Here is a 23,653-nt window from a genome sequence, read left to right on the forward strand (position 1 = left end):
GACCGCGCCGGTGCCGCCCCCGAAGCCTCGGGGCGGCACCGGCGCGTTGCGGCTCAGGCCTCCACTTCGGAGCGGCCCTCGGTGGCCCACAGGGTGTGGAACGAGCCGTCCCGGTCCACCCGGCGGTAGGTGTGCGCGCCGAAGTTGTCCCGCAGCCCCTGCAGCAGCGCGGCGGGCAGCCGCTCGGCGCGCAGGCCGTCGAAGTACGCCAGCGACGACGAGAACGCCGGCGTCGGCACCCCGGCCCGCGCCGCGTCGACGACGACCCGCCGCCAGCTCGGCACGCCCGCGCTGACCGCCTCGGCGAAGTACGGCGCGACCAGCAGCGACGGCAGCTCCGGCTCGGCGTCGTACGCCTCCTTGATCCGGTCCAGGAAGCGGGCCCGGATGATGCAGCCGCCCCGCCAGATCGTGGCGGTGCCGCCCAGGTCGATGTCCCAGTCGTACTCGCTGCTGCCGGCGCGGATGTGGTCGAAGCCCTGCGCGTACGCGACGATCTTGCTGGCCAGCAGCGCGCGCCGCACGTCCTCGACGAAGGTGTCGCGGTCCTCGACCTGCCACTTCTCCCCGGCGTCGCCGAAGGCGCGGCGGGCGGCCTCACGCTGGCCGGCGTGCCCGGACAGCGACCGGGCGAACGTCGCCTCGGCGATGCCGGTGATCGGGATGCCCAGGTCGAGCGCGCTCTGCACCGTCCAGCGGCCGGTGCCCTTCTGCTCGGCCTGGTCGAGCACCACGTCCACGAAGGCCCGGCCGGTCGCCGCGTCGGTGTGCCCGAGGACCTCGGCGGTGATCTCGATGAGGAACGACTCCAGCTCGCCGGTGTTCCACTCCCGGAAGATCTCCGCGATCTCCGCCGGGCTCGCCGACAGCCCCGCCCGCAGCAGGTCGTACGCCTCGGCGATGAGCTGCATGTCGGCGTACTCGATGCCGTTGTGGACCATCTTGACGAAGTGGCCGGCGCCGTCGGGGCCGATGTGCCGGCAGCACGAGGTGCCGTCCACCTGCGCGGCGATCTTCTCGAACATCGGGCCGAGCTTCGCGTACGACTCGGCGGAGCCGCCCGGCATGATGCTCGGCCCGAGCAGCGCGCCCTCCTCGCCGCCGGACACGCCGGTGCCGGAGAAGTGCAGCCCCTTGGCGCGCAGCGCCTCCTCCCGCCGCCGCGTGTCGGCGAAGTGGGCGTTGCCGCAGTCGACGATGATGTCGCCCTCGTCGAGCAGCGGCACCAGCTCGTCGATCACCGCGTCGGTCGGTGCGCCCGCCTTGACCATGATGATCACGGCGCGGGGGCGTTCCAGCGAGCCGACGAAGTCCGCCAGGGACTCGGACGGCACGAACGTCCCCTCGTCACCGTGCTCGGCGACCAGGCTGCGGGTCCGCTCCGGCGACCGGTTGTGCACCGCCACCGTGAACCCGTTCCGGGCCAGGTTGCGGGCCAGGTTCCGACCCATCACCGCCAGCCCCGTCACGCCGATCTGCGCCGTCGCCTGTTGCGTCATCCGTACCCGCCACCTCTCGCGTCGCCTGTAGTGCTGCGACGGTATCGCGCCGCCCGCCGCGCCGGGACCGGTGGTCGACGCGGTGTCACAGTGTGGTGGCGTGCGCCCCGCAGCCGCCGCCCTGACCTGCTGGTCAGCCGATCAGCGGGCGGAACGTGCCCAGGACGACGCTGACCGCCAGCGCCGCCCCGGCCAGCGCCGCCGCACCGGCGACCAGCAGCCCGTCGGCGGGGCCGAACCGCTGCCGCCGGGCGACCGTGCGCGGCGTGGCCGCGTCGAATCCCCGGGCGTCCATCGCCACCGCCAGCCGGGTGCCCCGCCGGATCGCGCCGACCAGCAGCGCGAACGCCGTCGAGACGAACAGCCGCAGCCGGGCCACCGGGTTGCGGCCGGCGTCCACCCCGCGCGCCCGCCGGGCCATGCTGATCATCTGCCACTCCTGGCCGAGCAGCGGCACCAGCCGGAACGCCGCCAACGCGCCGATCGCGAAGCGGGCCGGGGCCTTCGCGTTCTGCACCAGCGCGTCGGCCAGGTCGGTCGGATCGGTGGTGGCGAAGACGATCACGCCGGGCAGCGCCACCGCGAGCATGCGCAGGGCCAGCCCGAGCGCGGTCAGCAGCACCCCGCTGGTGACCGCCACCGGCCCCGCCTCGACCAGGGTCCGGCCGGTGCGCTCGGCGGCGAACAGGACCAGGGTCACCACGATGCCGGCGGCGCTGAGCAGCAGCGGGGCGGCCCGGCGGGCGAGCACCCCGTAGCGGATGCCGAACAGGGGCAGCACGGCCAGCTCGACGCCGATGGCGACGGCCGGCGCCACCGGGTCGAGGGTGGCGAGCAGGGTGAACGAGAAGACCAGCGCGGCGGCGACCTTCGCCACGGGGTTGCGCCGGGCCAGCGGGGCGCCGGGCACGGCCACCGGAGAGATGCTGATCACGTCGCCACCGCCCGTCGGTGCCCGGTGCCGGTCACGCCGCCACCGCGGCCGGGTCGCGGGTCAGGGTGAGCCGCCGGTCGGCCAGGGCCGCCACGAAGTCCGCGTCGTGGGTGACGGCGACGACGCCGTGCCCGCCGTCACGCAGCTCGGCGAACAGGTCCACCAGCTCCAGCCAGGTGCGCCGGTCCTGGCCGAAGGTGGGCTCGTCGCAGACCAGCAGGCGGGGCGCGGTGGCCAGGGCCGTCGCCACGCTCAGCCGCCGCGCCTCCCCACCCGAGAGGGTGTACGGGTTCGCGCGCGCCAGCCGCGCCAGGCGCAGCCGGTCCAGCAGCCCGTCCACGGTGGCCCGGACGGCTGCCTCGCCGTGGCCGGTGCGGCGCGGCCCGAGGGCCAGCTCGTCGTAGACCGTGCCGGTGACGAACTGGTGCTCCGGGTCCTGGAAGACCGACCCGATCCGGCGGGCCAGGGCGGGCGCCCGCCAGCGGTGCGGCGCGGTGGCGGCGTCCCGCCCGGCCAGCTCCCGGGTCGCCTCGATCCGCCCCGCCCCGGGCCGCAGCAGGCCGCCGAGCAGCAGCGCCAGGGTCGACTTGCCCGCACCGTTCGGGCCGAGGACGGCGAGCGCCTCGCCGGCGCGTACCGCCAGGTCGGTCGGGGCGAGGCGGGGCGGCAGGGCGGCCCCGTCGGCGGTGAGCAGCGCCGCGCCGGGGGCGGCGGTGGCCCGCCGGGGCGGCACCGTCCGGCCGGGCACCCAGACCCCCTCGGCGGCGAGCGCGTCGCCGTGCGCGGCGAAGACGGCCTCCGGCGGCCCGTCGGCGCGGACGCCGCCGCCCGGCTCCAGCACCACCACCCGGTCGACCAGCGGCAGCGCCTCGGCGACCCGGTGCTCGACCAGGACCAGCGCGGTGTCGGCGGTGACGGCGTCGGCCACGGCCCGGCGGACCAGCGCCGCCCCGGCCGGGTCGAGGTTGGCGGTCGGCTCGTCGAGCAGCAGCAGCCCCGGCCGCGGGGCGAGCGCCCCGGCCAGCGCGAGCCGCTGCTGCTCGCCGCCGGAGAGGGCGGCGGTCGGGCGGTCCCGGTCGTACGGGAAGCCGACCCGGCGCAGCGCCTCGTCCACCCGGGGCCAGATCTCACCGGCGGGCACGCCCCGGTTCTCCAGCCCGAACGCGACGTCGTCGCCGCAGCGGGCCATCACGAGCTGGCTCTCCGGGTCCTGGAAGACGATGCCGACCCGGTCCCGGTCGGCGCGGGGGTCGACGCCGTCGACCTCGACGGTGCCCTCCTGCTCGCCCGAGTCGTCGGACAGCAGCCCGGCCAGCGCGGCCAGCAGCGTGCTCTTGCCGGCCCCGGAGGGCCCCAGCAGCAGCACCCGCTCGCCGGCCTCGACGCTCAGGTCCACCCCGCGCACCGCCCAGGCCCGCCGCCCGGCGTGCCGCCACCCGAACCCCCGCACCACCACCCGCGCCCGTACCGCCACGCCTCCCCGCCCCCTCCGCCCGCCGTCGGTGATCAAGAGGTCTGCGTCAGGAGAGCGCGCTCGGCTGACGCAAACCTCTTGATCGACATATCGACATGTGGAACCGCGCGCTAGATCGGGGTGCGGGCGCGGGCGGCGGGGAAGCGGTCCAGGGCGCCCGTGGTGAGCAGGGCGCGCAGGAGGGCCCACGCGCCCGCACCCGCGATGATCGTGGCGCTCACCACGGTGAGCAGGGCGTACGGGAGGCGGTAGCCGGTCAGGTCGTACTCGGCGTTCCACACGAAGAAGTCGAACAGGGCGGCGCCGACGCCGGTGAGCGCCCCGGCGAGCAGCGCGGTCGGCAGCCGGAAGGAGCGGTAGCGGAACGCGGCGAACGCCAGCTCCGCGCCGAGGCCCTGGACCATGCCCTGCGGGATCACCGTGCCGGCCCACTGGCTGCCCAGCAGGGCGGACAGGACGGCGGCGACGGTCTCGCAGTACAGGGCCGCGCCCGGCTTGCGGATCACCAGGCCGCCGAGCACGGCCGGCATCAGCCAGACGCCGTAGAGCAGGGTCTGCGCGGGCGGGAAGAACGCGAACGCCCCCTCGGTGGCGCTCCAGACCAGGCCCCAGGCCCAGAAGATGACGCCGAAGGCGACGGCGATCACCGAGGCGACCACGATGTCGATCGTGCGCCAGCGGTTGCTGTCGGTGTGGTTCATGGTGGCTCCCAGTCCTTGACGAACCAGGAGAAGACGCACGCCGCGCCCGGTGGCACCGGACGTCGACGCGGCTGGAGGTCGACCGAACTCCCTGCGCTGGCATTACCCAGATCAGGTTCGAGGGTCTGCGGGCGGTGCCCGCACTCTCAGCGCTGTGCGCTCCCCTGTCGGATGTGAAGTTGTCTCCCCGACGCTAACACCCGGGAAGATCACCGGGCAAAGTGATCTTTCCGCAGCTCACCGTGATCCTCGCCGGATCGTTCCGGTATCCGGATACCGCCATTTCGGCGCAGCCCATCGACCTGGCCCGCTGGGCGCGATAGTGTCGCGCCGCCGAACCGTTCACGCCCCGAGGACCGCCCGTGCCGTCGACGACTGACAGTTCCGCCCCGCCCGTCGGCCCCGACGGGCGGGCCTCGGCGACGGGGCCGGCCGGAGCAGGCCCGCCGGACGTACCGGAGGGGGAGGCGGCGTCGGTCGGGCCGCGACGGTCGCTCGGCGGCCGGATCGGCTCGGTCGAGGTGCTGGCCGCGCTGCTGGTCCTCCTGATCGTGTTCCGCGCGCCGCTGGCCGACGCGCTGTCCGCGCCCCGGCTGCAGACCTGGACGACGGTCTTCGTCTCGGTGCTGGTGCAGGCCGTGCCGTTCCTCGTCTTCGGGGTGCTGCTCTCGGCGGTGATCGCGGTCTTCGTGCCGCGCTCGTTCTGGGCCCGGGCGCTGCCCCGGCACCCGGCCCTCGCGGTGCCGGTGGCCAGCGCCGCCGGCGTGGTGCTGCCCGGCTGCGAGTGCGGTTCGGTGCCGATCGCCGGGTCGCTGATCCGGCGCGGCGTCACCCCGGCGGCGGCCCTGGCGTTCCTGCTCGCCGCCCCGGCGGTCAACCCGGTCGTGCTCGCCGCCACCGCCGTCGCCTTCCCCGGCGCACCGGAGATGGTGCTCGGCCGGGCGGTGGCCAGCCTGGTCGTCGCCATGGTCATGGGGTGGCTCTGGCTGCGGCTCGGCCGCGCCGACTGGATCCGGCTGCCGCGCCGGCCCGAGCTGGACGGGGCGTCGCGCGGCGCGGCCTTCTGGGCGGCCGTGCGGCACGACGTCGTGCACGCCGGGGGCTTCCTGGTCGTCGGCGCGATGGCCGCCGCCAGCATCAACGTGCTGGTGCCGGAGCGCTGGCTGCAGACCCTCGCCGACTCCCCGGTGCTGTCGGTGCTCGCCCTGGCCGTGCTCGCCGTGCTGCTGTCCATCTGCTCGGAGGCCGACGCCTTCGTCGCGGCGTCGCTGTCGCAGTTCTCCCTCACCTCCCGTCTCGTCTTCCTGGTGGTCGGTCCGATGGTCGATCTCAAGCTGATCTCGATGCAGGCCGGCGTCTTCGGCCGCCGGTTCGCGGTCCGGTTCGCCCCGGCGACGTTCGTGGTCGCCGTCGGGGTGGCCGGCCTCGCCGGGGCGGTGCTGCTGTGAACCGGCAGGCGCAGGCCGTCGTCCTGCTGCTGCTCGGCGGCGCGGTGGTCCGGGCCAGCGTCACCGACCTCTACCTGCGCTACGTCAAGGAGGGGCTGCGGCCGTTCCTGATCGCCGCCGGGCTCGTGCTGGTCGCCGCCGCGGTCATGACCCTGTGGTACGACCTGCGCCCCGCGCCGCGCGGCGACGCCCACGGGGCCGACGACGGGGCCGACGACGGGCCCGGGACGGGCGGGCACCCGGCCGACGACGACGGGCACGGGCACGGCCACCACGGGCCGCGCGTCGGCTGGCTGCTCCTGCTGCCCGTGCTCGGGCTGCTGCTGGTCGCCCCGCCGGCCCTCGGCTCGTACGCGGTGGGCCAGGCCGGCACCGCGCTCGCCGGCCAGCAGCAGTCGGACTACCCGCCGCTGCCGCCGGGCGACCCGGCCCCGGTCACCGTCCTCGACTACGCCTCCCGGGCCCTGTTCGAGCGGGGCGCGTCGATCGGCGATCGGCGGGTCCGGCTCACCGGGTTCATCGCGCCCGGCCCCGACGGGCAGCCGATCCTCGCCCGCATGGTGCTCTCCTGCTGCGCCGCCGACGGCCGCCCCGTCAAGCTGGGCATGACCGGCGACGTGCCCCTGGGCCTGCCGCCCGACACCTGGGTCGAGCTCACCGGCCGCTACAGCGACCGGGTCGGGCGGGACCCGGTCAACGACGCCGAGATCCCCTACCTCGCCGTGGAGTCCTGGCGGGAGGTGCCCGCCCCGAGAAACCAGTACGAGTGACCGGCCCCGGCCTGGGTAGGCTGCCGATCATGCGGATCGACGCGCGAGGGCTGACGTTCGAGGTGCACGCCGGCGGGCCGGCCGACGGCGAGCCGGTGCTGCTGCTGCACGGTTTCCCCCAGCACAGCGGCGAGTGGGACGAGGTCACGCCGGCGCTGCACGCCGCTGGGCTGCGCACGTACGCGCTCGACCAGCGCGGCTACTCGCCCGGCGCCCGGCCGGCGGAGGTCGAGGCGTACCGCATTCCCGAGGTGGTCGCCGACGCGGCGGCGGTGCTCGACGCGCTGGGTGTCGACGCGGCCCACGTGGTGGGGCACGACTGGGGCGCGATCGTCGCCTGGGGGCTGGCCGCCGCCCACCCCGACCGGGTGCGCACCCTCACCGCCGTGTCGGTCCCGCACCCCGCCGCGATGGCCCACGCGCTGGCCACCGACACCGAGCAGAAGGCCCGCTCGTCGTACATGGCGCTGTTCCGCAAGCCCGGCAAGGCCGAGAAGGTGCTGCTGGCGTTCCGGGCCGTCGCCCTGCGCCGGCTGCTCGGCGGCATCGGCGACGCCGCCCGGGTCGCCCGGTACGCCGACCCGATGCGCGCCCCGGGCGCGCTGACCGCCGCCCTGAACTGGTACCGCGCGATGTCCGGGAAGGACCTCGCGGCGGTCGGGCCGGTGTCGGTGCCGACCACGTACGTGTGGAGCGACCGGGACACGGCGGTCGGCCGGGTCGCCGCCGGGGCCTGCGCCGCCCACGTCACCGGCGACTACCGCATGGTCACGCTGGCCGGGGTGTCGCACTGGATCCCCGACGCCGCACCCGGCCCGCTGGCCGAGGCGATCCTGGCCCGCACGGCCACGGCCCGATGAGGCCGGCACCGGCCGCCCGGCCGCACACCCGCGCCTCGCTCGCCGCACAGCTCACCGACCTGGGGGTACGCCCCGGCACGGTGGTGCTCGTGCACGCCGGGCTGAAGGCGCTCGGGTTCGTCTGCGGTGGCGCGCAGGCGGTGGCGCTCGCGCTGCGCGACGTGCTCGGCGAGCGGGGCACGGTCGTGGTGCCCACCCACACGCCGGAGAACAGCGACCCGGCCGAATGGACCAACCCGCCGGTGCCGGCGCAGTGGTGGCCGGTGATCCGGGCCGAGACGCCCGGCTTCGACCCGGCGGTCACCCCGAGCCGGTTCATGGGGGCGCTGGCCGAGACCGTCCGGGGCTGGCCGGGTGCCCGGCGCAGCGACCACCCGCAGGTCTCCTTCGCCGCTCTCGGGCCCGCCGCCGAGCGGATCGTGGCCGGGCACCGGCTGGCCGGCATGCTCGGCGAGGACTCGCCGCTGGGCCGGCTCTACGACGCCGACGCCGACGTGCTGCTGCTCGGCGTCGGCCACGACTCGAACACGTCGCTGCACCTGGCCGAATACCGGCAGCCCGCCCCGCCGACGCGACGGGAGGGCGCGGCGGTGCGCACCCCGGACGGCGGCCGGCGCTGGGCGGGGTGGGACGACATCGTGCTCGACGAGAGCGACTTCCCCCGGCTCGGGGCGGCGCTGGAGGCGACCGGCGCGGTGCGGGTCGGCCCGGTCGGCGACGGGACGGGGCGGCTGATGCGCCAGCGGGCCGCGGTCGACTTCGCGGTGGACTGGCTGGCCCGCCACCGGGCAACGGTGGCCGGCGGCCGGACAAGGACCGACGGGACCGGCGAGACGCCGGACGGCAGCCGGGGGACGGAGGACGACGCATGACGGTCAGCGCCGAGGACTACCTGGCGGTGGTGACGGAGACGATCGGCCGGGTGTCGGCCAGCCAGCGGGAGGCGGTGGGCCGGGCGGCCGACCTGATCGCCGACGCGCTGCGCGCCGACGGGGTGGTCCACGCGTTCGGCACGGGCCACTCCGAGGCCCTCGCCATGGAGATCGCCGGCCGGGCCGGCGGCCTGGTGCCGACCAACCGGATCGCGCTGCGCGACGTGGTGCTGCGCGGCGGGGCCCCGGTCGACGTCCTGGGCCCGCTGCTGGAGCGGGATCCGGCGGTGGCCCACCGCCTCTACGAGCTGGCCCCGGTCCACCCGTCCGACGTGTTCGTGGTGGCCTCCAACTCCGGGGTCAACGGGGCGGTCGTGGAGTTCGCGGCGCTGGTGACCGGGCGGGGGCACCGACTGGTCGCCATCACGTCGGCGCAGCACTCGGCGCGGATGGCGTCCCGGCACCCGTCGGGGCGCAAGCTGGCCGACTTCGCCGACGTGGTGCTGGACAACGGCGCACCGTACGGCGACGCGACCCTGCCGCTGCCCGGCGGCGGCGCGGTCGGCGGGGTCTCCTCGATCACGGCGGCCCTGCTCGCGCAGCAGGTCACCGTCGAGGTGGTGGCCCGGCTGCTCGCGGCAGGGGAGCCGCCCCCGGTCTACCTGTCGGCCAACATCGCCGGCGGCGACGCGCACAACGACGCCCTGGAGGCCCGGTACGCGGGCCGGATCCGCCGGGGGGCGTGACCGCTTCCGACCGGGCCCGGCCGCGCCCCGCCGTCCCGGGCGGGCGCGGGCGTGAATGGGTTTCGTCGTCGATCCGATCGGGCAATGGCGATGCTGCCGGCGGGCCGCACCCGCCGGCAGTACCGTCGCCCCCGGAGGTAACGCGTGTCCAAGGAAACCGAGCGGCAGCGCTGGCAGCGCAACTTCGCCGACCTGCTCCAGGAGCTGCGGGTCGCGCAGACCGGTGTGCAGATCCTCTTCGCGTTCCTGCTGACGCTGCCGTTCAGCAACGGTTTCACCAGGACCAGCGACTTCCAGAAGGACGTCTACATCGTCGCGCTGCTGTCGGCCGCCGCCGCCACCGCGATGATCATCTCCCCGGTGGCCTTCCACCGGGCGCTGTTCCGGCAGGGGCGCAAGCCGGAGCTGGTCCGCTTCGCCCACCGGATGGCCAGCGGCGGGCTCGGCTTCATGCTGGTCTCGATGGTCAGCGCGGTCCTGCTGATCACCGACTTCGTGCTGGACCGGGGCATCGCGTTCGTGCTCACCGCGGTCACCGCCGTGTGGTTCCTGACCTTCTGGGTCTTCCTGCCGTTCGCCCGCCGCAACTGGGGCGAGGACGACATCGACGACGACGATGACGACCCGCAGCCGCTGACGGGCGACTGACCTGCCGCGACCAGCGGAGTGCAAGGGGGCCGGTCAGCGGGAAGCGATCGCCCAGGCCAGCACGGCCGCCAGGATGAGCCCGTTGAGCAGCGCCAGCACCAGGTACGCCTGCGGCGGGATCTTGCGGCCCCGCTTGACGAAGCTCACCAGCACGGCGGCGTACGCCAGCAGCAGCACGGCGACGACGATCAGGAAGTAGAGCACCGCCCCACCCTAGACGAGCGGCTCGGCGGCCGGCCGGCGGTCGGCCGCCGAGCTGGGCCGGGCGGCGGGCCCGGCCGGGTAGCATGCGCGTATGAATCGAAGGTCATCAATCAATAAGTGGGGCGCGGCGTATCGGCGTGCCGCCGGGGTGGTCGCGATCGCGCTGGCGGTCCTGGCGGGCGGGGTGGCCGTCGCGGCCGGGGCCGCCACCGCGGCGGCCACCGGCTGCCGGGTCGACTACAAGGTCACCAGCGAGTGGCAGGGCGGCTTCGGCGCGGACGTCGCCATCACCAACCTCGGCGACCCGGTCTCCGGCTGGACGCTCACCTGGTCCTTCGCCACCGGGCAGCGGGTCACCCAGGCGTGGAACGCCACCGTCACCCAGAGCGGGTCGGCGGTCAGCGCGAGGGACGCCGGCTACAACGGCGCCATCGGCACCAACGCCAGCGTCAGCTTCGGCTTCAACGGCGCGTGGACCACCGCCAACCCGGTGCCGACGGCCTTCTCGCTCAACGGGCTGCCGTGCACCGGCGCGCCGACCGCCACGCCGTGCGCGCCGCCGTCCACCCCGTCGTCGCCGTCGGCCACCCCGTCCCGTACGCCGACCCCGACGCCCTCCACACAGGCCCCCGTCACCGTCTGGCTGGCCGGCGACTCCACGGTCGCCAACCCGTCCTCCAGCGGTGCCTGCCCGGTCGGCTGGGGCAACCAGTTCGGCCAGTACCTCAACGCCAACGCGACCGTGGTGAACAGCGCGGTCGGCGGGCGCAGCATCCAGACCTGGCTGTACGACCCGAACGTCACCACCACGAAGAACTCGGCCGGCGAGTGCGTGGTCAGCCCGGAGACGTACTCGACCCGCTGGCAGGCCATGCTGAACTCCGGCACCGGGATGAAGGCCGGCGACTACCTGTTCATCCAGGTCGGCATCAACGACGGCGACCCCAACTGCAACCGGCACGTCGGCTCCGCGCGGTACAAGCAGCTGCTCGGCGTGATGGCCAACGCGGCCAAGCAGCGCGGCGCGCGCCCGGTCTTCCTCACCCCGGCCGCCGCGATCACCTGCTCGGGCAGCACCGCCGTCGGCAACCGGGGCTTCCTCACCGAGACGTTCGACGCGGGCGCGGCCAACAACGTGCCGGTCATCGACCTGCACCGGCTGAGCTACACGCTGTACAACCGGCTCGGGCTGTGCCCGAACAACGGCGACTACGGCTCGGGTGCGGTGGGCGCGTTCTTCTGCAACGACCACACGCACTTCGAGGCGGCGGGTGCCCGGCAGATCGCCGGCGTGGTCGCCACCGCGCTGCGCGACCAGCAGATCGGCCTGGCGGCCTACCTGCGCTGACGCGAGCGGTCAGGAGAGCGCGCAGGCGGCGCCGTTGAGGGTGAACGCGGTCGGCCGGGTGTTCGCGCCGGGGGTGTCGGCCAGGAAGCCGAAGCTCACCGTCGCGCCGGCCGCGATCGTGCCGTTCCAGCTGGCGTTGGTCGCCCGCACGGTGCCGCCGCTCTGCGCGTAGCTCGCGTTCCACGCCTGGCTGATCCGCTGGCCGTCGGCGAACGTCCACTGCACCGTCCAGCCGTCGACCGGCACGGTCCCGGTGTTGCGGACGGTGACCTCGCCCTGGAAGCCGCCCTGCCACTGGCCGGTGACCGCGTACCCGACGGAGCAGCCGGTCGTGCCGGCCGGCGGGGTCGTGGCGGGCGGGGTGGTGGCCGGTGGGGTGGTGGTGCCGGGCGTCGGGGTGGTGGCCAGCTTCGCGGCGACGATCGGGGCGAGCCGGGCCGCGATCGCCCGGTGGCCGGCGTCGTTCGGGTGCACCGAGTCGCTCAGCCCGTCGGCCGGCAGCCACCCGGTGGTGTCCACGTAGAACACGTTGCGGTCGCCGCCGCCGGTCACCGTCGCGGCGGCGGCGGCGGTCTCCGCGGCGTACCGGCCGCTGAAGGTACGCAGCGCGAAGATCGCCGCGCGCGGGTACTTCCCCCGCACGGTACGGATGAACGTGGCGTACTGGCTCTGGAAGTCCGCGCCGCTCACCCCGTGGCCGCGATCGTTGGTGCCCAGGTTGATCACGACGGCGTCGGCCTGGTAGCGGCTGAAGTCCCAGTTCGGGCTGGTGGCCGCGTACCCGGTCTTGAGGAACTGCGCGGCCACGCTGACGCAGCCGTCGGCGGTGGCCACCAGGCAGCCCCCGCCGTAGCCGAGCTGGGTGTGCTCGGTGCCGAGCTGCTCGCCGGTCAGCCAGCCGTACGCGGTCAGCGCCACCCGCGACGACGTGGTGCCCAGCGTGATGGAGTCGCCGACGAACTCGATCAGCCGGGGCCGCACCGGGGTCGGCAGGGTGGTCGCGCCCGCGTCGAGGGTCAGCCCCTGGAACACCGCGTCCCCGGTGTACGAGCCGCCGACCACCCGGTACGACACCAGTAGCGTGTGGTTGCCGGCGCGCAGCGGGGCGGGGGTCAGGTTGACGGTCCCGCTGACGTTGGTCAGGTACGTGAAGTCGGCCCCGTCGATGCTGTAGTAGAGGTCGATGGTGCGGCGTTGCCGCAGCTTGACCGTGGTGCCGGTGAACCCGGTCTTCAGGTAGGCCCCGGCCCAGTTCGGCACGTACGCGGTGCTGTTGCTCTTGTCCCAGCGGCCGACGAACGCGATGTTCGGGTCCGTGGGCGAGCCGTCACCGTTCGCCGCCCGTGCCGGCGGCAGCCCGAGGAGCGTGGCGGCGAGCATCGCCACCACGCCGACGGCGCCGGCTGCGACGATCGACCGCCTGCGAGACACGGACATGGGTCGCTCCCTCCCGGCGCCCCGGCACCGGCATAGGGCAGGCACCCCAGGCACACGTATCGACGCCCATCTAATCCTCTTCCTCTGGTGCGCACAACCACGGCGGGCGCGGCAGACGCGACGGTCGTGGCGGCGCTCGCGGGCTGGCCCGCGTGGCGGTCGCCCTGCGTCACGGTCGTGGCTTCTCCGAGGCCGACGGTCGGCCTGACCCTGCGTCACGACCTTGCCGCCCCCGACACGTCTCGTCGCCCCCTTTGCTCTGCACCCATCCACGCAACACCTGAGTTGAGCAGCCACTCGGCAAGATCGCGGACCGTGTCGAGGGAGCGGCGTGTGGTCGCGCTGCGTGAGTGCTGCGCATGTGGGTGCAGAGCAAAGGGGGTGGAGGGGGCGGCGGCGTCGGGGCGGCGAGTCACGCGGCGTCACGTCCCGCCGGACGTCGGCGCGGCGGGGCAGACCCTACGCGCGCCGGTGCGACCGGCAGGCCCGCCGGTCCGTCCGACGCCCGCCGGTGCGCTCCGGCGGGCCCGGCAGGCCCCACGTTCGCCGGTGCGCTCCGGCAGGTCCGGCAGGCCGGGCCGGTCAGTGGCCCGCGCGCAGGCCGAGTCGGCGCAGCTCCAGCGCCGCGAGCGCGTCGACGGTGGCGTCGTCGCCGCGCCGCCACGCCTCGGCCACGTCCGGGGCGATCCGGGCCAGCTTCCCCAGCGGCTGTCCGGCCAGCGCCCGCAGGGCCAGCAGGTCCCGGCCGGCGGGGCCGGTGGCCAGCGCCTTCGCCGAGGCGGCCCGGCGCATCCAGCGCAGCCGCAGCGGCAGCCAGCCGAACAGCACCAGGCCGAGCGGGAAGACCAGCACGGCGATGCTGAGCGCCAGCGCGAGCTGACCGACCAGCTCCTGCTGGTCGCGGCCCGCCTCGGCGACGGCCCGCGCCGCGTCGGCGGCCTTCGTGAACGGGGCGGTCAGCTCGTCGCCGACCAGCGGCACCCGGCCGACCTTGCCGCCGGCCTCGGCCAGGTTGTCGGCCAGGCCGCCGCCAGCCCCCTCCAGCTTCTGCCCCGGTACGGCGAGCTTCTCCACCAGGTCGTGCACCCAGAGGGCGAAGCGGATCGCGGCGTACACCCAGGCGAGGACGAGCAGGTCGGTGAGCAACTGACGGGCGGCGGTCGGGAAGCGATCGGCGTAGATTTTCACGCCGCACAGCGTGCCACGGCCGCCCCGGCTGGGCACGGGTCGGAATTGTCAGCCGGCGCAGGCCGGGCAGGTGCCGAAGATCTCCAGGGTGTGGCTGACGTCGGCGTACCCGTGCTGCGCCGCCACCCGCTCCGCCCAGGCCTCCACGGTCGGCCCCGCGACCTCGACCGTGCGGCCGCAGACCCGGCAGACCAGGTGGTGGTGGTGGCCCTCGCTGCACCGCCGGTAGAGGTGCTCGCCGCCCGGCGGGCGCATCACGTCGATCTCACCCGCGTCGGCCAGCCCCTGCAGCGTGCGGTAGACGGTGGTCAGCCCCACCCGCTCGCCGCGCTCGCGGAGCATGGCGTGCAGGTCCTGCGCGCTGTGGAAGCCCTCCACCTCGCCCAGCAGCGCGCTCACCGCGGAGCGTTGCCGGGTGTTCCGGACGGCGGTGCCTTCGCTCATGATGCCTCCCCGGCGTGACTGACCGCGTCGGCCACGATGTGCGCGACGTGCTCGTCGACCAACGCGTACGCGATCTCGCGGCCACGCCGGGAGCCCCGGACCACGCCGGCCCCGCGCAGCACCCGCAGGTGCTGGGAGACCAGCGGCTGGGCGGCCCCGAGCTTCTCCACCAGCTCGTGCACGCACCGTTCACCCTGCGCCAGCTCGCTCACGATCGCCAGTCGGATGGGGGCCGAGAGCGCGCGCAGCAGCTCACCGGCGCCCTCGTAGGCCTCGTACCCTGATCCGCTGGTCACTGGATAACGGTAACCAATCCCGCCGACACGCCGGGGCGCAGGATCAACGAAGTACCACCTCGTGGGGTTCCGGGGCCGGCGTGCCGGCCTCCGCGCGTCGGCGGCGCAGTGCCCGCCAGGCCGCCGCGACGACCGCCACCGCGAGGAAGGAGGCGATCGCCAGCAGCACCACGGACGCCCCGGGCGCGGTGTCGGCGTTGGCGGCCACCCACACGCCGGAGCCGGCGGCGAACAGCCCGAGCGCCATGGCCGCCGTCATCGTGGCGCGGAACCCCCGGGTGACCTGCTGGGCGGTGGCCACCGGGACCACCATCAGCGCGCTGATCAACAGCACTCCCACGGCCCGCATGGCGATCGTCACGGTGACCGCGGTGCCGACCGCCAGCAGCAGGTTCAGCGCCCGCACCGGCAGGCCGGCGACCCGGGCGTACTCCTCGTCGTGGCAGACCGCGAACAGCGCCGGGCGCAGCGCCAGCATGGTGACCAGGATCGCCGCCCCGAGCACCACGATGGTGGTCAGATCCTGCGGCGAGATGGTGGTCAGCGACCCGAACAGGTACGCGTTGAGGTTGGCGCTGGTGGCGTCGGAGAGCCCCACCAGCATCACCCCGCCGGCGATGCCGCCGTAGAACAGCAGCGCCAGCGCGAGGTCGCCGGAGGTGCGGCCCCGGGCCCGGACCAGCTCGATGGCGACCGCGCCGAGCGTCGCCACGACCACCGCCACCAGCACGGGGGAGCGGTTGAGCAGCAGCCCCGCGCCGACCCCGGTCAGCGCCACGTGCCCCACCCCGTCGCCGATCAGCGCCAGCCGGCGCTGCACCAGGTAGATGCCGAGCGCCGGAGCGGCCAGGCCGATGACCAGCGCGCCGATCAGGGCCCGCTGCATGTACGGGTACTGGAAAAGCTCCATGCTCAACTGCTCCACAGCCCTGCGGGCTCGTCGGGTGCGTGCGGGTGCACGTGGTCGTGGTCGGGGTCGGCGTGGTGCCCGGCCGGTTCGGGGACCGCCCCGTCGTGCGCGATCCCGCCCTGGTGCACCACCACGGCGCGGCTGATCAGCGGGCGCAGCGGCCCCAGCTCGTGGGCGACCAGCAGCACCGTCCCGCCGCCGTCGAGGAAGCCGCGCAGCGCCCCCGCGAACGCCTCCTGGCTGGCCGCGTCGACCCCGGCGGTCGGCTCGTCGAGGACCAGCAGCTCCGGCTCGCCGGCCAGCGCCCGGGCGATCAGGGTGCGCTGCTGCTGCCCGCCGGAGAGGGTGGCCACCGGGTCGCCGGCCCGGTCGGCCAGGCCCACCGACGCCAGCGCGGCGTCGACCGCCACCCGGTCGGCCCGCCCCGGCGGGCGCAGCACGCCCCGGCGGGCCAGCCGGCCGGAGGCGACCACCTCGCGGGCCGTGGCGGGGACCCCGCCGCCCGCGCCGAGCCGCTGCGGGACGTACCCGATGCGTTTCCACTGCCGGAACCGGCGCAGCGGGGTGCCGAACAGCGCGACGGACCCGGAGTGCAGCGGGACCAGCCCGAGCACCGCGCGGATCAGGGTGGACTTGCCGGAGCCGTTGGCGCCGAGAATGGCGACGACCTCGCCGGTGTCGACGGCGAGGGAGACGTCCCGCAGCACGGGGCGGCCGTCGTAGCCGACCACCCCGTGCGCGACGGTGATGACAGGTTCGGTCACGAGCAGCTCAACGCCGTCCTCAGGGTCTGCAGGTTGGTGCGCATCACCGAAAGGTAGTCCTGCCCGCCGCCGTCGGCCGACAGCCCCTCCAGCGGGTCGAGCACCGCCGTCTTCGCGCCGACCTCGCGGGCGATGGTCTCGGCGACCTTCGGGCTGACGAGGGTCTCGAAGAAGATCGTGGTCGCGCCGTGCTCCCTGGCCTCCTTCGCCACCTCGGCGAGGCGCTGCGGGGACGGCTCGGTCTCCGGGGTGAGACCGGTGATGCCGACCTGTTCGAGCTGGTAGCGCTCGGCCAGGTAGCCGAAGGCGGTGTGGCTCACCACGATCTCCCGCCGCTGGCAGGTCTTCAGCCCGGCGGCGAAGTCGGCGTCCAGCTTCTCCAGCTCGGCGCGCAGGGTCTTCGCCCGCGCGGTGTAGTCGGCGGCGTGCTCCGGGTCGGCCTTGCCGAGCCGCTCGGCGAGCTGGTCGGCGACGCCGGCCAGCCGGGTCGGGTCGAGCCACAGGTGGGGGTCCCTGCCGCCGGTGTCCTCCTCGTCGGCGTGCTCCTGCTGGCCCGCGCCCTCGCCCTCGTGGTCGTGCCCGCCCGCGCTCGCGGCCAGCAGTGGCTGCACCCCGGCCACGTCGAAGGCCCGGTCGCCGCCGCTCTGCGCGATCGCCTCGTCCACGGCCGGCTGGAAGCCCTTGAGGTAGACGACCAGCTCGGCCTGGTTGACCTCGCCGACCTGGCTCGGGGTGAGCTCCAGGTCGTGCGGCTCGGCACCGGGCTTGGTCAGGTTGGTGACCCGGACCGCGTCGCCGCCGACCCGCTCGGCGACGAACTGCAGCGGGTAGAAGGCGGCGGCCACGTCGACCCGCTGCGGGTCGGTGCCCGTCGTGCCGTCGTCGGAGCAGGCGGTGGCGGCACCGAGCGCGACCAGGGCGGTCGCGGCGGCCAGGACACGTACGGTGGGGCGGCGGAGCATCATGCCCCCAACTCTCCGCGATAACGAAATTGATTGTCAAAAACGCATGCTTGCATGCGAGTGGCTCTTCTGCTAGTGCCGACTCCGCTGTCGGCGGCAGGGCGGCTCAGAGCAGCTTCGCCAACGCCACGGCCACCAGCAGGGTCAGCATCACCAGCCGGATCACCCGGGTCGCCGGGGACTGCACCGGCCAGGTGGTGACCAGCAGCGCCGCCAGCGCGGCGGCGAGCACCAGCAGCAGCGCCCCGCCGAGCACCCCCGGGGCGAACAGCCCCACCAGCACCAGCACCAGGGCCGCCAGGAAGACCGTCGTCGGGTTCGCCCGGGCCAGCCGGAGCGGCAGGGAGCGCTGCGTACGCTGCATCCCACAGACTCTACGAGGAGGATCCCGGGTGCTGGTCACCAACCGGTTCGTGATCGACGAGGACGTCGCCCCCGCCTTCACCGAACGCGCGCACGCCGCCCTCGCCGCGCTCGCCGCCCGCCCCGGCTACCTGCGCGGGGAGCTGCTGCGGGCCCTGGACGACCCCCGCCACTGGTGCCTGGTCACCGAGTGGGAGTCCGTCGGGACGTACCGGCGGGCGCTCGGCGGGTTCGACGTGAAGGTGCACGCCACGCCGCTGCTGGCCGAGTCGCTGGACGAGCCGTCCGCGTACGAGACGCTGGCCGGCGCGGCCCCCGGCGGCGCCGTGGAGGTCAACCCCAGTGATCGGGCCGCTGATCCGCTGCGCTGAGCCGCCGGGCACTACCCTGCACCTATGACCGCACCCGGACCGTCCGGTCCACCCCCGTACCCCGTGGCGCCCGGGCCCGACGGCCCGCCGGCCCCCGGCGTGCCGCCGACGCCCCCGGAGCCGCAGGTCCCCGCGCCCCCGGCCGGCCCCGGGGTGGTCCCGCCGTTCGCGGCGCCCCCCACCGAGGGGCGCGGCGCCCGCCTGTGGCTCGGCCTCGGCGCGGGGGCGCTCGCGGTGCTGATCTGCTGCGGCGGGGGCGGCACGGCCGTGGTGGGCCTCGCGGTCAGCAACGTGCAGGCCGTGCGCGAGCAGGGCCGGTCGGTCACCGACGACTACTACCGGGGGCTGGCCGAGCGCAAGTACGACCAGTCGTACGACGCGCTCTGCGACGACGCGCAACGGCGCGAGTCCCGGCGGGAGTTCGAGCGGCGGGTCGCCGCCGAGCCGCAGATCGACTCGTACCGGGTGGGCGACGTCGACACGGTCAACCTCACCGTGCCCGTCTCGGTCACCTTCAGTGGCGGTGACCGGGGCGACCAGGAGGTCACCCTCGCCCCCGACGAGCAGACCGGCGCCATGGAGGTCTGCGGGGTGAGCTGACCACCGCCCCCGGTATTCTGCTGGGCTCGGGGTCCCCGCGGTCGTACCGTGGGTCCCGAACCGACCGTTCCATCCACCGCGCGCCCCCGCCGACCGCCAGCCGGCGTAGGAGGAAACAACATGCCAGCCGACCGTATCGACGCCGTCGTCAGCCTCGCCAAGCGCCGAGGCTTCGTCTTCCCCTCCAGTGAGATCTACGGGGGCACCCGGTCGGCGTGGGACTACGGCCCGCTCGGGGTGGAGCTGAAGGAGAACGTCCGCCGGCAGTGGTGGCGGACCATGGTCCAGCAGCGCGACGACGTCGTCGGCCTGGACTCGGCGGTCATCCTGGCCCGCAAGGTCTGGGAGGCCAGCGGCCACATCGCCGAGTTCGTCGACCCGCTCACCGAGTGCCAGTCCTGCCACAAGCGGTTCCGCGCCGACCACCTGGAGGAGGCGTACGAGGCCAAGCACGGCAAGCCGCTGACCTCGCTGACGGAGCTGAACTGCCCCAACTGCGGCAACAAGGGCACCTTCACCGAGCCGAAGATGTTCAACGGCCTGATGAAGACCTACCTCGGCCCGGTGGAGAGCGACGAGGGCCTGCACTACCTGCGCCCCGAGACCGCCCAGGGCATCTTCGTCAACTACAAGAACGTCGAGACGGTCGCCCGCAAGAAGCCGCCGTTCGGCATCGCGCAGACCGGCAAGTCGTTCCGCAACGAGATCACCCCGGGCAACTTCATCTTCCGCACCCGCGAGTTCGAGCAGATGGAGATGGAGTTCTTCGTCGAGCCGGGCACCGACGAGCAGTGGCACGAGTACTGGCTGCAGGAGCGCTGGAACTGGTACCTCGACCTCGGCCTGTCGGAGGAGAACCTGCGCTTCTACGAGCACCCCAAGGAGAAGCTCTCCCACTACTCGAAGCGCACCGTCGACATCGAGTACAAGTTCCAGTTCGGCGGCAGCGAGTTCGCCGAGCTGGAGGGCATCGCCAACCGCACCGACTTCGACCTGTCCACGCACAGCAAGCACTCCGGCGTCGACCTGTCGTACTTCGACCAGGCCAAGGGCGAGCGCTGGATGCCGTACGTGATCGAGCCGGCCGCCGGCCTCACCCGCGCGGTGCTCGCGTTCCTGCTGGAGGCGTACGACGAGGACGAGGCCCCCAACACCAAGGGCGGGGTGGACAAGCGCACCGTCATGCGCTTCGACCCGCGCCTGGCCCCGGTGAAGGTGGCCGTGCTGCCGCTGTCGCGCAACGAGGCCCTCTCGCCGAAGGCCAAGCAGCTCGCCGCCGACCTGCGCAAGCGCTGGGTGGTGGAGTTCGACGACTCGCAGGCCATCGGCCGCCGCTACCGCCGCCAGGACGAGATCGGCACCCCGTTCTGCGTGACGGTCGACTTCGACACCCTCGACGACAACGCGGTGACGGTGCGCAACCGGGACACCATGGCCCAGGAGCGCATCGGCCTGGACCAGGTGGAGCGCTACCTGATCGAGCGCCTCCCCGGCTGCTGACGGTGTAAGGAAGGGCCCCTTCTTAACGTTTCCGGTATAGAAGGGGCCCCTTCTCACCACCCCTCCGCGGGGGACGGGGCCTCCCCAGGGGACGGGGCCTCCCCGGTGGGCGGGGCGTCGGCGGTGCGGGGCTCCACGCGTACGCGGGTCGTCGCACCGAGGCCGCGCCGCGACTCGTACGCGTCCTCCACCATGCGGCGCACGCGCTCCGGGTCCCGGCGGATCTGCGCCGGCGTGAAGTGCAGGATCAGCACCCCGTGCCGGCTCAGCTCGTTGTGTCGGTCCAGCGTCCGCGCCCAGTCGGCCGGGCTGAAGTGGAACTCCTGCGAGTCCACCTCCAGGGCCACCGCAGCGTCAGCCAGGTAATCGTCCGGGGTCGGCAGCACAGCGCCGTCGCCGCTGACCAGGCGCGGATTCCACCAGATCTGCGGCACCACCCGGCTACCGGCGAGGCACTCCCGCAGCTCGGCCTCCGGCGCCGACCGGGTGCCGTCGACGACCTCCGCGAACGCCTTGCGGACCAGCGCCGTCCGGCTGCGCCGCGCCCGGCGGATCTCCTCGTCCAGCGCGGGCAGGTCGGCGTACCCCCGTTGCACCGCCTCGGCGACGATCGCACGGACCGGGCGCAGCTCGCGCAGGTCCCGGGCCGCGTCGACGACGGCCCGGGCGGGCGAGCACACCGGGTAGAGCGCCGTGTGCCGGGCCCGCTCATCGAGCGCCAGCGCCCGGGAGATCACCGCGTGCCCGGCCGACCGGCGTCGCGCGTGGTGCGGCATGACCAGGTGTACGTCGTCGCTGCGCGGGCTGTAGCGGAAGCCGTACCAGGTCAGGGCTGCCAGCCCGGTGAGCTGCGCCTGCCCGCCCGCGTAGAGGGCGGCGGAGATGCGCCGCTGCTCGTCGGTCAGCGCGCCGGTGAACAGGGCGTACGTGGCCGGAAGGACGCGCTGCCAGCGGCCCCGGCGGGCCTGCCGGTAGAGGTACATGTCGTCGAAGCCGGCGGTGAGCAGCTGCGCCCGCGTGACGATCTGCTGCTGGCCCTGCGCGGTCCGGTCCAGCTCGGGTGAGAAGTCGGCCATGCCCGGCAGCATGGCCGCGCCGCCCCGCACTGTCCCGCCCGACGGCCCCGCCTGTGGACAACGACCGGCCCTGTGGACAAGCCCCCGTCGGCCCGGCGGGTGTGCTACGGGTGGTTGTTAACAGGGGTCCCTTGCTATGCAAAAAGCGTTAACAGGGGCCCCTCCTTACACTTGGCGGGTGAGTGGGAGCGGAAGGCAGGGGAGCGGGCCGGGCGGCGGGCTGCGCATCGGGCGGCACGAGGTGTGGCCGCCGGTGGTGCTCGCCCCGATGGCCGGGATCACCAACGTCGGGTTCCGCCGGCTGTGCCGGGAGCAGGGCGGCGGCATCTACGTCTGCGAGATGATCACCACGGTCGCGCTGGTCGAGCGGAACCCGAAGACGCTGCGGATGATCGCCTTCGGCGACGACGAGCGGCCGCGCAGCCTCCAGCTCTACGGCACCGACCCGGAGATCACCGCCGCCGCCGTGCGGATCGTGGTGGAGAAGGATCTCGCCGACCACATCGACCTCAACTTCGGCTGCCCCGTCCCGAAGGTCACCCGGCGCGGCGGCGGATCGGCCCTGCCCTGGCGGCGGCGACTGTTCGCCCGCCTCGTCCGGGCCGCCGTGGACGCCGCGTCGCCCGCCGGGGTGCCGGTCACTGTGAAGATGCGCAAGGGCATCGACGACGACCACCTGACGTACGTCGAGGCGGGGCTCGCCGCCCAGGACGCGGGCGTCGCGGCGGTGGCCCTGCACGGGCGTACGGCCGCGCAGCGCTACTCGGGCACCGCCGACTGGGACGCCATCGCCACCCTCAAGCAGGCGCTCGACGTGCCGGTCCTCGGCAACGGCGACATCTGGGAGGCCGACGACGCGTTGCGGATGGTCGCCCACACCGGCGTCGACGGCGTGGTGATCGGGCGCGGCTGCCTGGGTCGGCCGTGGCTCTTCGCCGACCTGGAGGCCGCGTTCGAGGGCCGGCCCGAGCGGCGGCTGCCCACCCTCGGCGAGGTGGCGACGACCATGCGCCGGCACGCCGAGCTGCTGGTCGACCAGTTCACGGCGGGCGCGCGCAACCCGGCCCGGGGCGAGCGGGACGGCTGCACGGACTTCCGCAAGCACGTGGCCTGGTATCTCAAGGGCTTCCCGGTCGGCAGCGAGCTGCGCCGCGAGCTGGCGATGATCGAGAGCCTGGCCCAGCTCGACGACCTGCTCGGCAAGCTCGACCCGGCCGAGCCGTTCCCGGTGGCGACGCTGGGTCAGCCGCGCGGCCGGACGAACTCGCCCGGCAAGGTCTTCCTGCCCGACGGCTGGCTGGCCAGCCGGGACGACGACACCGTGCCGGAGGGCGCCGAGCTGGCCGACTCCGGCGGCTGACGGTTTGCAGGGGCCCCTTGTACAACAGAAAGCGTTAACAAGGGGCCCTTCCTTACTCACGCCGAAGGGCCCGACCCCTGCCGGGGTCGGGCCCTTCGTGTGGCGTCAGGAGGCGTAGCCGCGGCTGGCGATCCAGTGCGCCAGGGCGTCGACGTCGATGCGGTAGCTGGCCTGGTCCGGGTTGGCCGAGTCGGCGATCGTCACGGTCTTCCCGCCCTCGGAGTAGCCGACGACGCTGATGTAGTGGCCGCCCTCGAAGGAGTGGCTGACGCCGTCGGTGTCGGTGGCGGTGCCGGCGATGTTGGCCACCACGGCCCGGCCGTCGTCGACCGCGCGGACGACGTCGGCGCGCAGCTTGTCGACGCGCTTACCGTCGACCTTGTCGGCCGGCATCTCCGTGCTGTGGTACGCCTTGCGGCCGGTCTCCTTGTTCAGCACGGGGGTGATGTCGTTGATGGAGTTGGTGCCGGCCTCGGTGGTGCCCATCTCCTTGGCCATGGTGTCCACGTCGATGTTCTTGCCCTGCACGCTCAGCGCGTTGCGCGCCGCCGCCGGGCCACAGTAGTAGAAGTTGGGCTGCGCCTCGTAGCGCACGTCCAGCTGGCGCTCACCCGCCGGCCGACGCTCCGCCTGCACCGACGCGGCGGCCCGCTCCGCGGGGGTGGCCTGCGCGGCCAGCGCCGGACCCGCGATCCCACCAGCGGTCGCAGCGATACCGGCAACGGTCAGAGCGGTACGACGAATCAGATCGGTACGCATGTCAGCGTGCTCCTCTGCTCGGGGGAGACGGCACCGCGAAAGGGGGATACGCGCGGCGGCACCGCGAGAAGACTGGGGGACACACACCCGGCGGCCAGGGGGCGGCCTGCTCGGGGCGT

26 protein-coding genes and 1 riboswitch are annotated in these 23,653 nt (G+C 74.3%); of the genes, 11 read left to right on the forward strand and 15 right to left on the reverse strand.

Features of this window, described 5'->3' with window-relative positions:
* Positions 1-53: 53 nt before the first annotated feature.
* The 4 genes from gnd to GA0070558_RS02045 all read right to left on the reverse strand — a co-directional run bounded on the left by gnd (position 54) and on the right by GA0070558_RS02045 (position 4,608).
* The gene (gene gnd, locus GA0070558_RS02030; RefSeq protein ID WP_077938760.1) at positions 54-1,499 is read right to left on the reverse strand and encodes an NADP-dependent phosphogluconate dehydrogenase; all 1,446 of its coding nucleotides are present in this window, start codon (positions 1,497-1,499) and stop codon (positions 54-56) included.
* A gap of 133 nt (positions 1,500-1,632) precedes the next feature.
* The gene (locus GA0070558_RS02035; RefSeq protein WP_091274933.1) at positions 1,633-2,433 is read right to left on the reverse strand and encodes an energy-coupling factor transporter transmembrane component T family protein; all 801 of its coding nucleotides are present in this window, start codon (positions 2,431-2,433) and stop codon (positions 1,633-1,635) included.
* Between the two features lie 31 nt (positions 2,434-2,464).
* Positions 2,465-3,907, reverse strand: a complete 1,443-nt coding sequence (locus GA0070558_RS02040) for an ABC transporter ATP-binding protein (RefSeq protein WP_256091707.1) — start codon at positions 3,905-3,907, stop codon at positions 2,465-2,467.
* 110 nt (positions 3,908-4,017) lie between these two features.
* On the reverse strand, positions 4,018-4,608 hold the full coding sequence (locus tag GA0070558_RS02045) for an ECF transporter S component (protein WP_091274936.1): 591 nt from the start codon (positions 4,606-4,608) through the stop codon (positions 4,018-4,020).
* Positions 4,609-4,678: 70 nt separating this feature from the next.
* Positions 4,679-4,784: riboswitch (TPP riboswitch) on the reverse strand.
* 186 nt (positions 4,785-4,970) lie between these two features.
* On the opposite strand from GA0070558_RS02045, the gene GA0070558_RS02050 reads away from it, so the two are divergent.
* The 6 genes from GA0070558_RS02050 (at position 4,971) to GA0070558_RS02075 (ending at position 9,952) form a co-directional block, all read left to right on the forward strand.
* Complete coding sequence (locus tag GA0070558_RS02050) at positions 4,971-6,056, forward strand: permease (RefSeq protein ID WP_091274939.1); 1,086 nt, start codon at positions 4,971-4,973, stop codon at positions 6,054-6,056.
* Entirely contained in the window at positions 6,053-6,826 is a 774-nt protein-coding gene (locus GA0070558_RS02055; RefSeq protein WP_091274942.1) for a TIGR03943 family putative permease subunit, read from the forward strand. Before GA0070558_RS02050 ends, GA0070558_RS02055 begins: the two co-directional genes overlap by 4 nt.
* 29 nt (positions 6,827-6,855) lie before the next feature.
* Positions 6,856-7,686: an alpha/beta fold hydrolase gene (locus tag GA0070558_RS02060; protein WP_091275554.1), complete on the forward strand. Its 831-nt coding sequence runs from the start codon at positions 6,856-6,858 to the stop codon at positions 7,684-7,686.
* Entirely contained in the window at positions 7,683-8,558 is an 876-nt protein-coding gene (locus GA0070558_RS02065; RefSeq protein ID WP_091274945.1) for an AAC(3) family N-acetyltransferase, read from the forward strand. Before GA0070558_RS02060 ends, GA0070558_RS02065 begins: the two co-directional genes overlap by 4 nt.
* Positions 8,555-9,304: a sugar isomerase domain-containing protein gene (locus GA0070558_RS02070; RefSeq protein ID WP_091274947.1), complete on the forward strand. Its 750-nt coding sequence runs from the start codon at positions 8,555-8,557 to the stop codon at positions 9,302-9,304. The genes GA0070558_RS02065 and GA0070558_RS02070 overlap by 4 nt, the downstream gene beginning before the upstream one ends.
* A 144-nt stretch (positions 9,305-9,448) precedes the next feature.
* Positions 9,449-9,952, forward strand: coding sequence for a DUF6328 family protein (locus GA0070558_RS02075; RefSeq protein ID WP_091274950.1), 504 nt, complete (start codon positions 9,449-9,451; stop codon positions 9,950-9,952).
* A gap of 33 nt (positions 9,953-9,985) precedes the next feature.
* Here GA0070558_RS02075 and GA0070558_RS33230 read toward each other — a convergent pair whose 3' ends face one another.
* Positions 9,986-10,156: a hypothetical protein gene (locus tag GA0070558_RS33230; protein ID WP_176734065.1), complete on the reverse strand. Its 171-nt coding sequence runs from the start codon at positions 10,154-10,156 to the stop codon at positions 9,986-9,988.
* Between the two features lie 91 nt (positions 10,157-10,247).
* On the opposite strand from GA0070558_RS33230, the gene GA0070558_RS02080 reads away from it, so the two are divergent.
* Positions 10,248-11,504 (forward strand): cellulose binding domain-containing protein, encoded by a 1,257-nt coding sequence (locus tag GA0070558_RS02080; protein ID WP_091274953.1) that lies wholly within the window; start codon positions 10,248-10,250, stop codon positions 11,502-11,504.
* 9 nt (positions 11,505-11,513) lie between these two features.
* Here GA0070558_RS02080 and GA0070558_RS02085 read toward each other — a convergent pair whose 3' ends face one another.
* The 8 genes from GA0070558_RS02085 to GA0070558_RS02120 form a co-directional block, all read right to left on the reverse strand.
* The gene (locus tag GA0070558_RS02085) at positions 11,514-12,941 is read right to left on the reverse strand and encodes a cellulose binding domain-containing protein (RefSeq protein ID WP_091274956.1); all 1,428 of its coding nucleotides are present in this window, start codon (positions 12,939-12,941) and stop codon (positions 11,514-11,516) included.
* A 582-nt stretch (positions 12,942-13,523) separates the two neighbouring features.
* A complete protein-coding gene (locus GA0070558_RS02090) occupies positions 13,524-14,129 on the reverse strand; it encodes a hypothetical protein (protein WP_091275558.1) in 606 nt (201 codons plus the stop codon).
* 48 nt (positions 14,130-14,177) lie between these two features.
* Positions 14,178-14,573, reverse strand: coding sequence for a Fur family transcriptional regulator (locus tag GA0070558_RS02095; RefSeq protein WP_091274959.1), 396 nt, complete (start codon positions 14,571-14,573; stop codon positions 14,178-14,180).
* The gene (locus tag GA0070558_RS02100) at positions 14,570-14,869 is read right to left on the reverse strand and encodes an ArsR/SmtB family transcription factor (RefSeq protein ID WP_043966807.1); all 300 of its coding nucleotides are present in this window, start codon (positions 14,867-14,869) and stop codon (positions 14,570-14,572) included. Before GA0070558_RS02100 ends, GA0070558_RS02095 begins: the two co-directional genes overlap by 4 nt.
* A gap of 43 nt (positions 14,870-14,912) precedes the next feature.
* The gene (locus GA0070558_RS02105) at positions 14,913-15,779 is read right to left on the reverse strand and encodes a metal ABC transporter permease (protein ID WP_043966808.1); all 867 of its coding nucleotides are present in this window, start codon (positions 15,777-15,779) and stop codon (positions 14,913-14,915) included.
* A gap of 2 nt (positions 15,780-15,781) precedes the next feature.
* Positions 15,782-16,543 (reverse strand): metal ABC transporter ATP-binding protein, encoded by a 762-nt coding sequence (locus GA0070558_RS02110; protein WP_091274962.1) that lies wholly within the window; start codon positions 16,541-16,543, stop codon positions 15,782-15,784.
* Entirely contained in the window at positions 16,540-17,508 is a 969-nt protein-coding gene (locus GA0070558_RS02115) for a metal ABC transporter substrate-binding protein (protein WP_091274966.1), read from the reverse strand. The genes GA0070558_RS02110 and GA0070558_RS02115 overlap by 4 nt, the downstream gene beginning before the upstream one ends.
* 103 nt (positions 17,509-17,611) lie before the next feature.
* Entirely contained in the window at positions 17,612-17,869 is a 258-nt protein-coding gene (locus GA0070558_RS02120) for a DUF6703 family protein (RefSeq protein WP_091274970.1), read from the reverse strand.
* Positions 17,870-17,897: 28 nt separating this feature from the next.
* Between GA0070558_RS02120 and GA0070558_RS02125 the strand changes: the two genes are divergently transcribed.
* The 3 genes from GA0070558_RS02125 to GA0070558_RS02135 all read left to right on the forward strand — a co-directional run bounded on the left by GA0070558_RS02125 (position 17,898) and on the right by GA0070558_RS02135 (position 20,339).
* The gene (locus tag GA0070558_RS02125) at positions 17,898-18,239 is read left to right on the forward strand and encodes an antibiotic biosynthesis monooxygenase family protein (protein ID WP_043966812.1); all 342 of its coding nucleotides are present in this window, start codon (positions 17,898-17,900) and stop codon (positions 18,237-18,239) included.
* 24 nt (positions 18,240-18,263) lie between these two features.
* Positions 18,264-18,839: a hypothetical protein gene (locus GA0070558_RS02130; protein ID WP_218106945.1), complete on the forward strand. Its 576-nt coding sequence runs from the start codon at positions 18,264-18,266 to the stop codon at positions 18,837-18,839.
* A gap of 120 nt (positions 18,840-18,959) precedes the next feature.
* Complete coding sequence (locus GA0070558_RS02135; protein WP_091274972.1) at positions 18,960-20,339, forward strand: glycine--tRNA ligase; 1,380 nt, start codon at positions 18,960-18,962, stop codon at positions 20,337-20,339.
* A gap of 53 nt (positions 20,340-20,392) precedes the next feature.
* Here the strand turns inward: GA0070558_RS02135 and GA0070558_RS02140 are convergent, their stop codons facing one another.
* Positions 20,393-21,415 (reverse strand): type IV toxin-antitoxin system AbiEi family antitoxin domain-containing protein, encoded by a 1,023-nt coding sequence (locus GA0070558_RS02140; RefSeq protein WP_256091708.1) that lies wholly within the window; start codon positions 21,413-21,415, stop codon positions 20,393-20,395.
* A 178-nt stretch (positions 21,416-21,593) separates the two neighbouring features.
* Between GA0070558_RS02140 and dusB the strand changes: the two genes are divergently transcribed.
* Positions 21,594-22,775, forward strand: a complete 1,182-nt coding sequence (dusB, locus tag GA0070558_RS02145; RefSeq protein ID WP_431973932.1) for a tRNA dihydrouridine synthase DusB — start codon at positions 21,594-21,596, stop codon at positions 22,773-22,775.
* Positions 22,776-22,880: 105 nt separating this feature from the next.
* On the opposite strand, the gene GA0070558_RS02150 is transcribed toward dusB, so the two are convergent.
* Complete coding sequence (locus GA0070558_RS02150) at positions 22,881-23,534, reverse strand: C39 family peptidase (protein ID WP_091274977.1); 654 nt, start codon at positions 23,532-23,534, stop codon at positions 22,881-22,883.
* Positions 23,535-23,653: the final 119 nt, after the last annotated feature.

This window comes from Micromonospora haikouensis (assembly GCF_900091595.1).
GTDB classification, from domain to species: Bacteria; Actinomycetota; Actinomycetes; order Mycobacteriales; family Micromonosporaceae; genus Micromonospora; species Micromonospora haikouensis.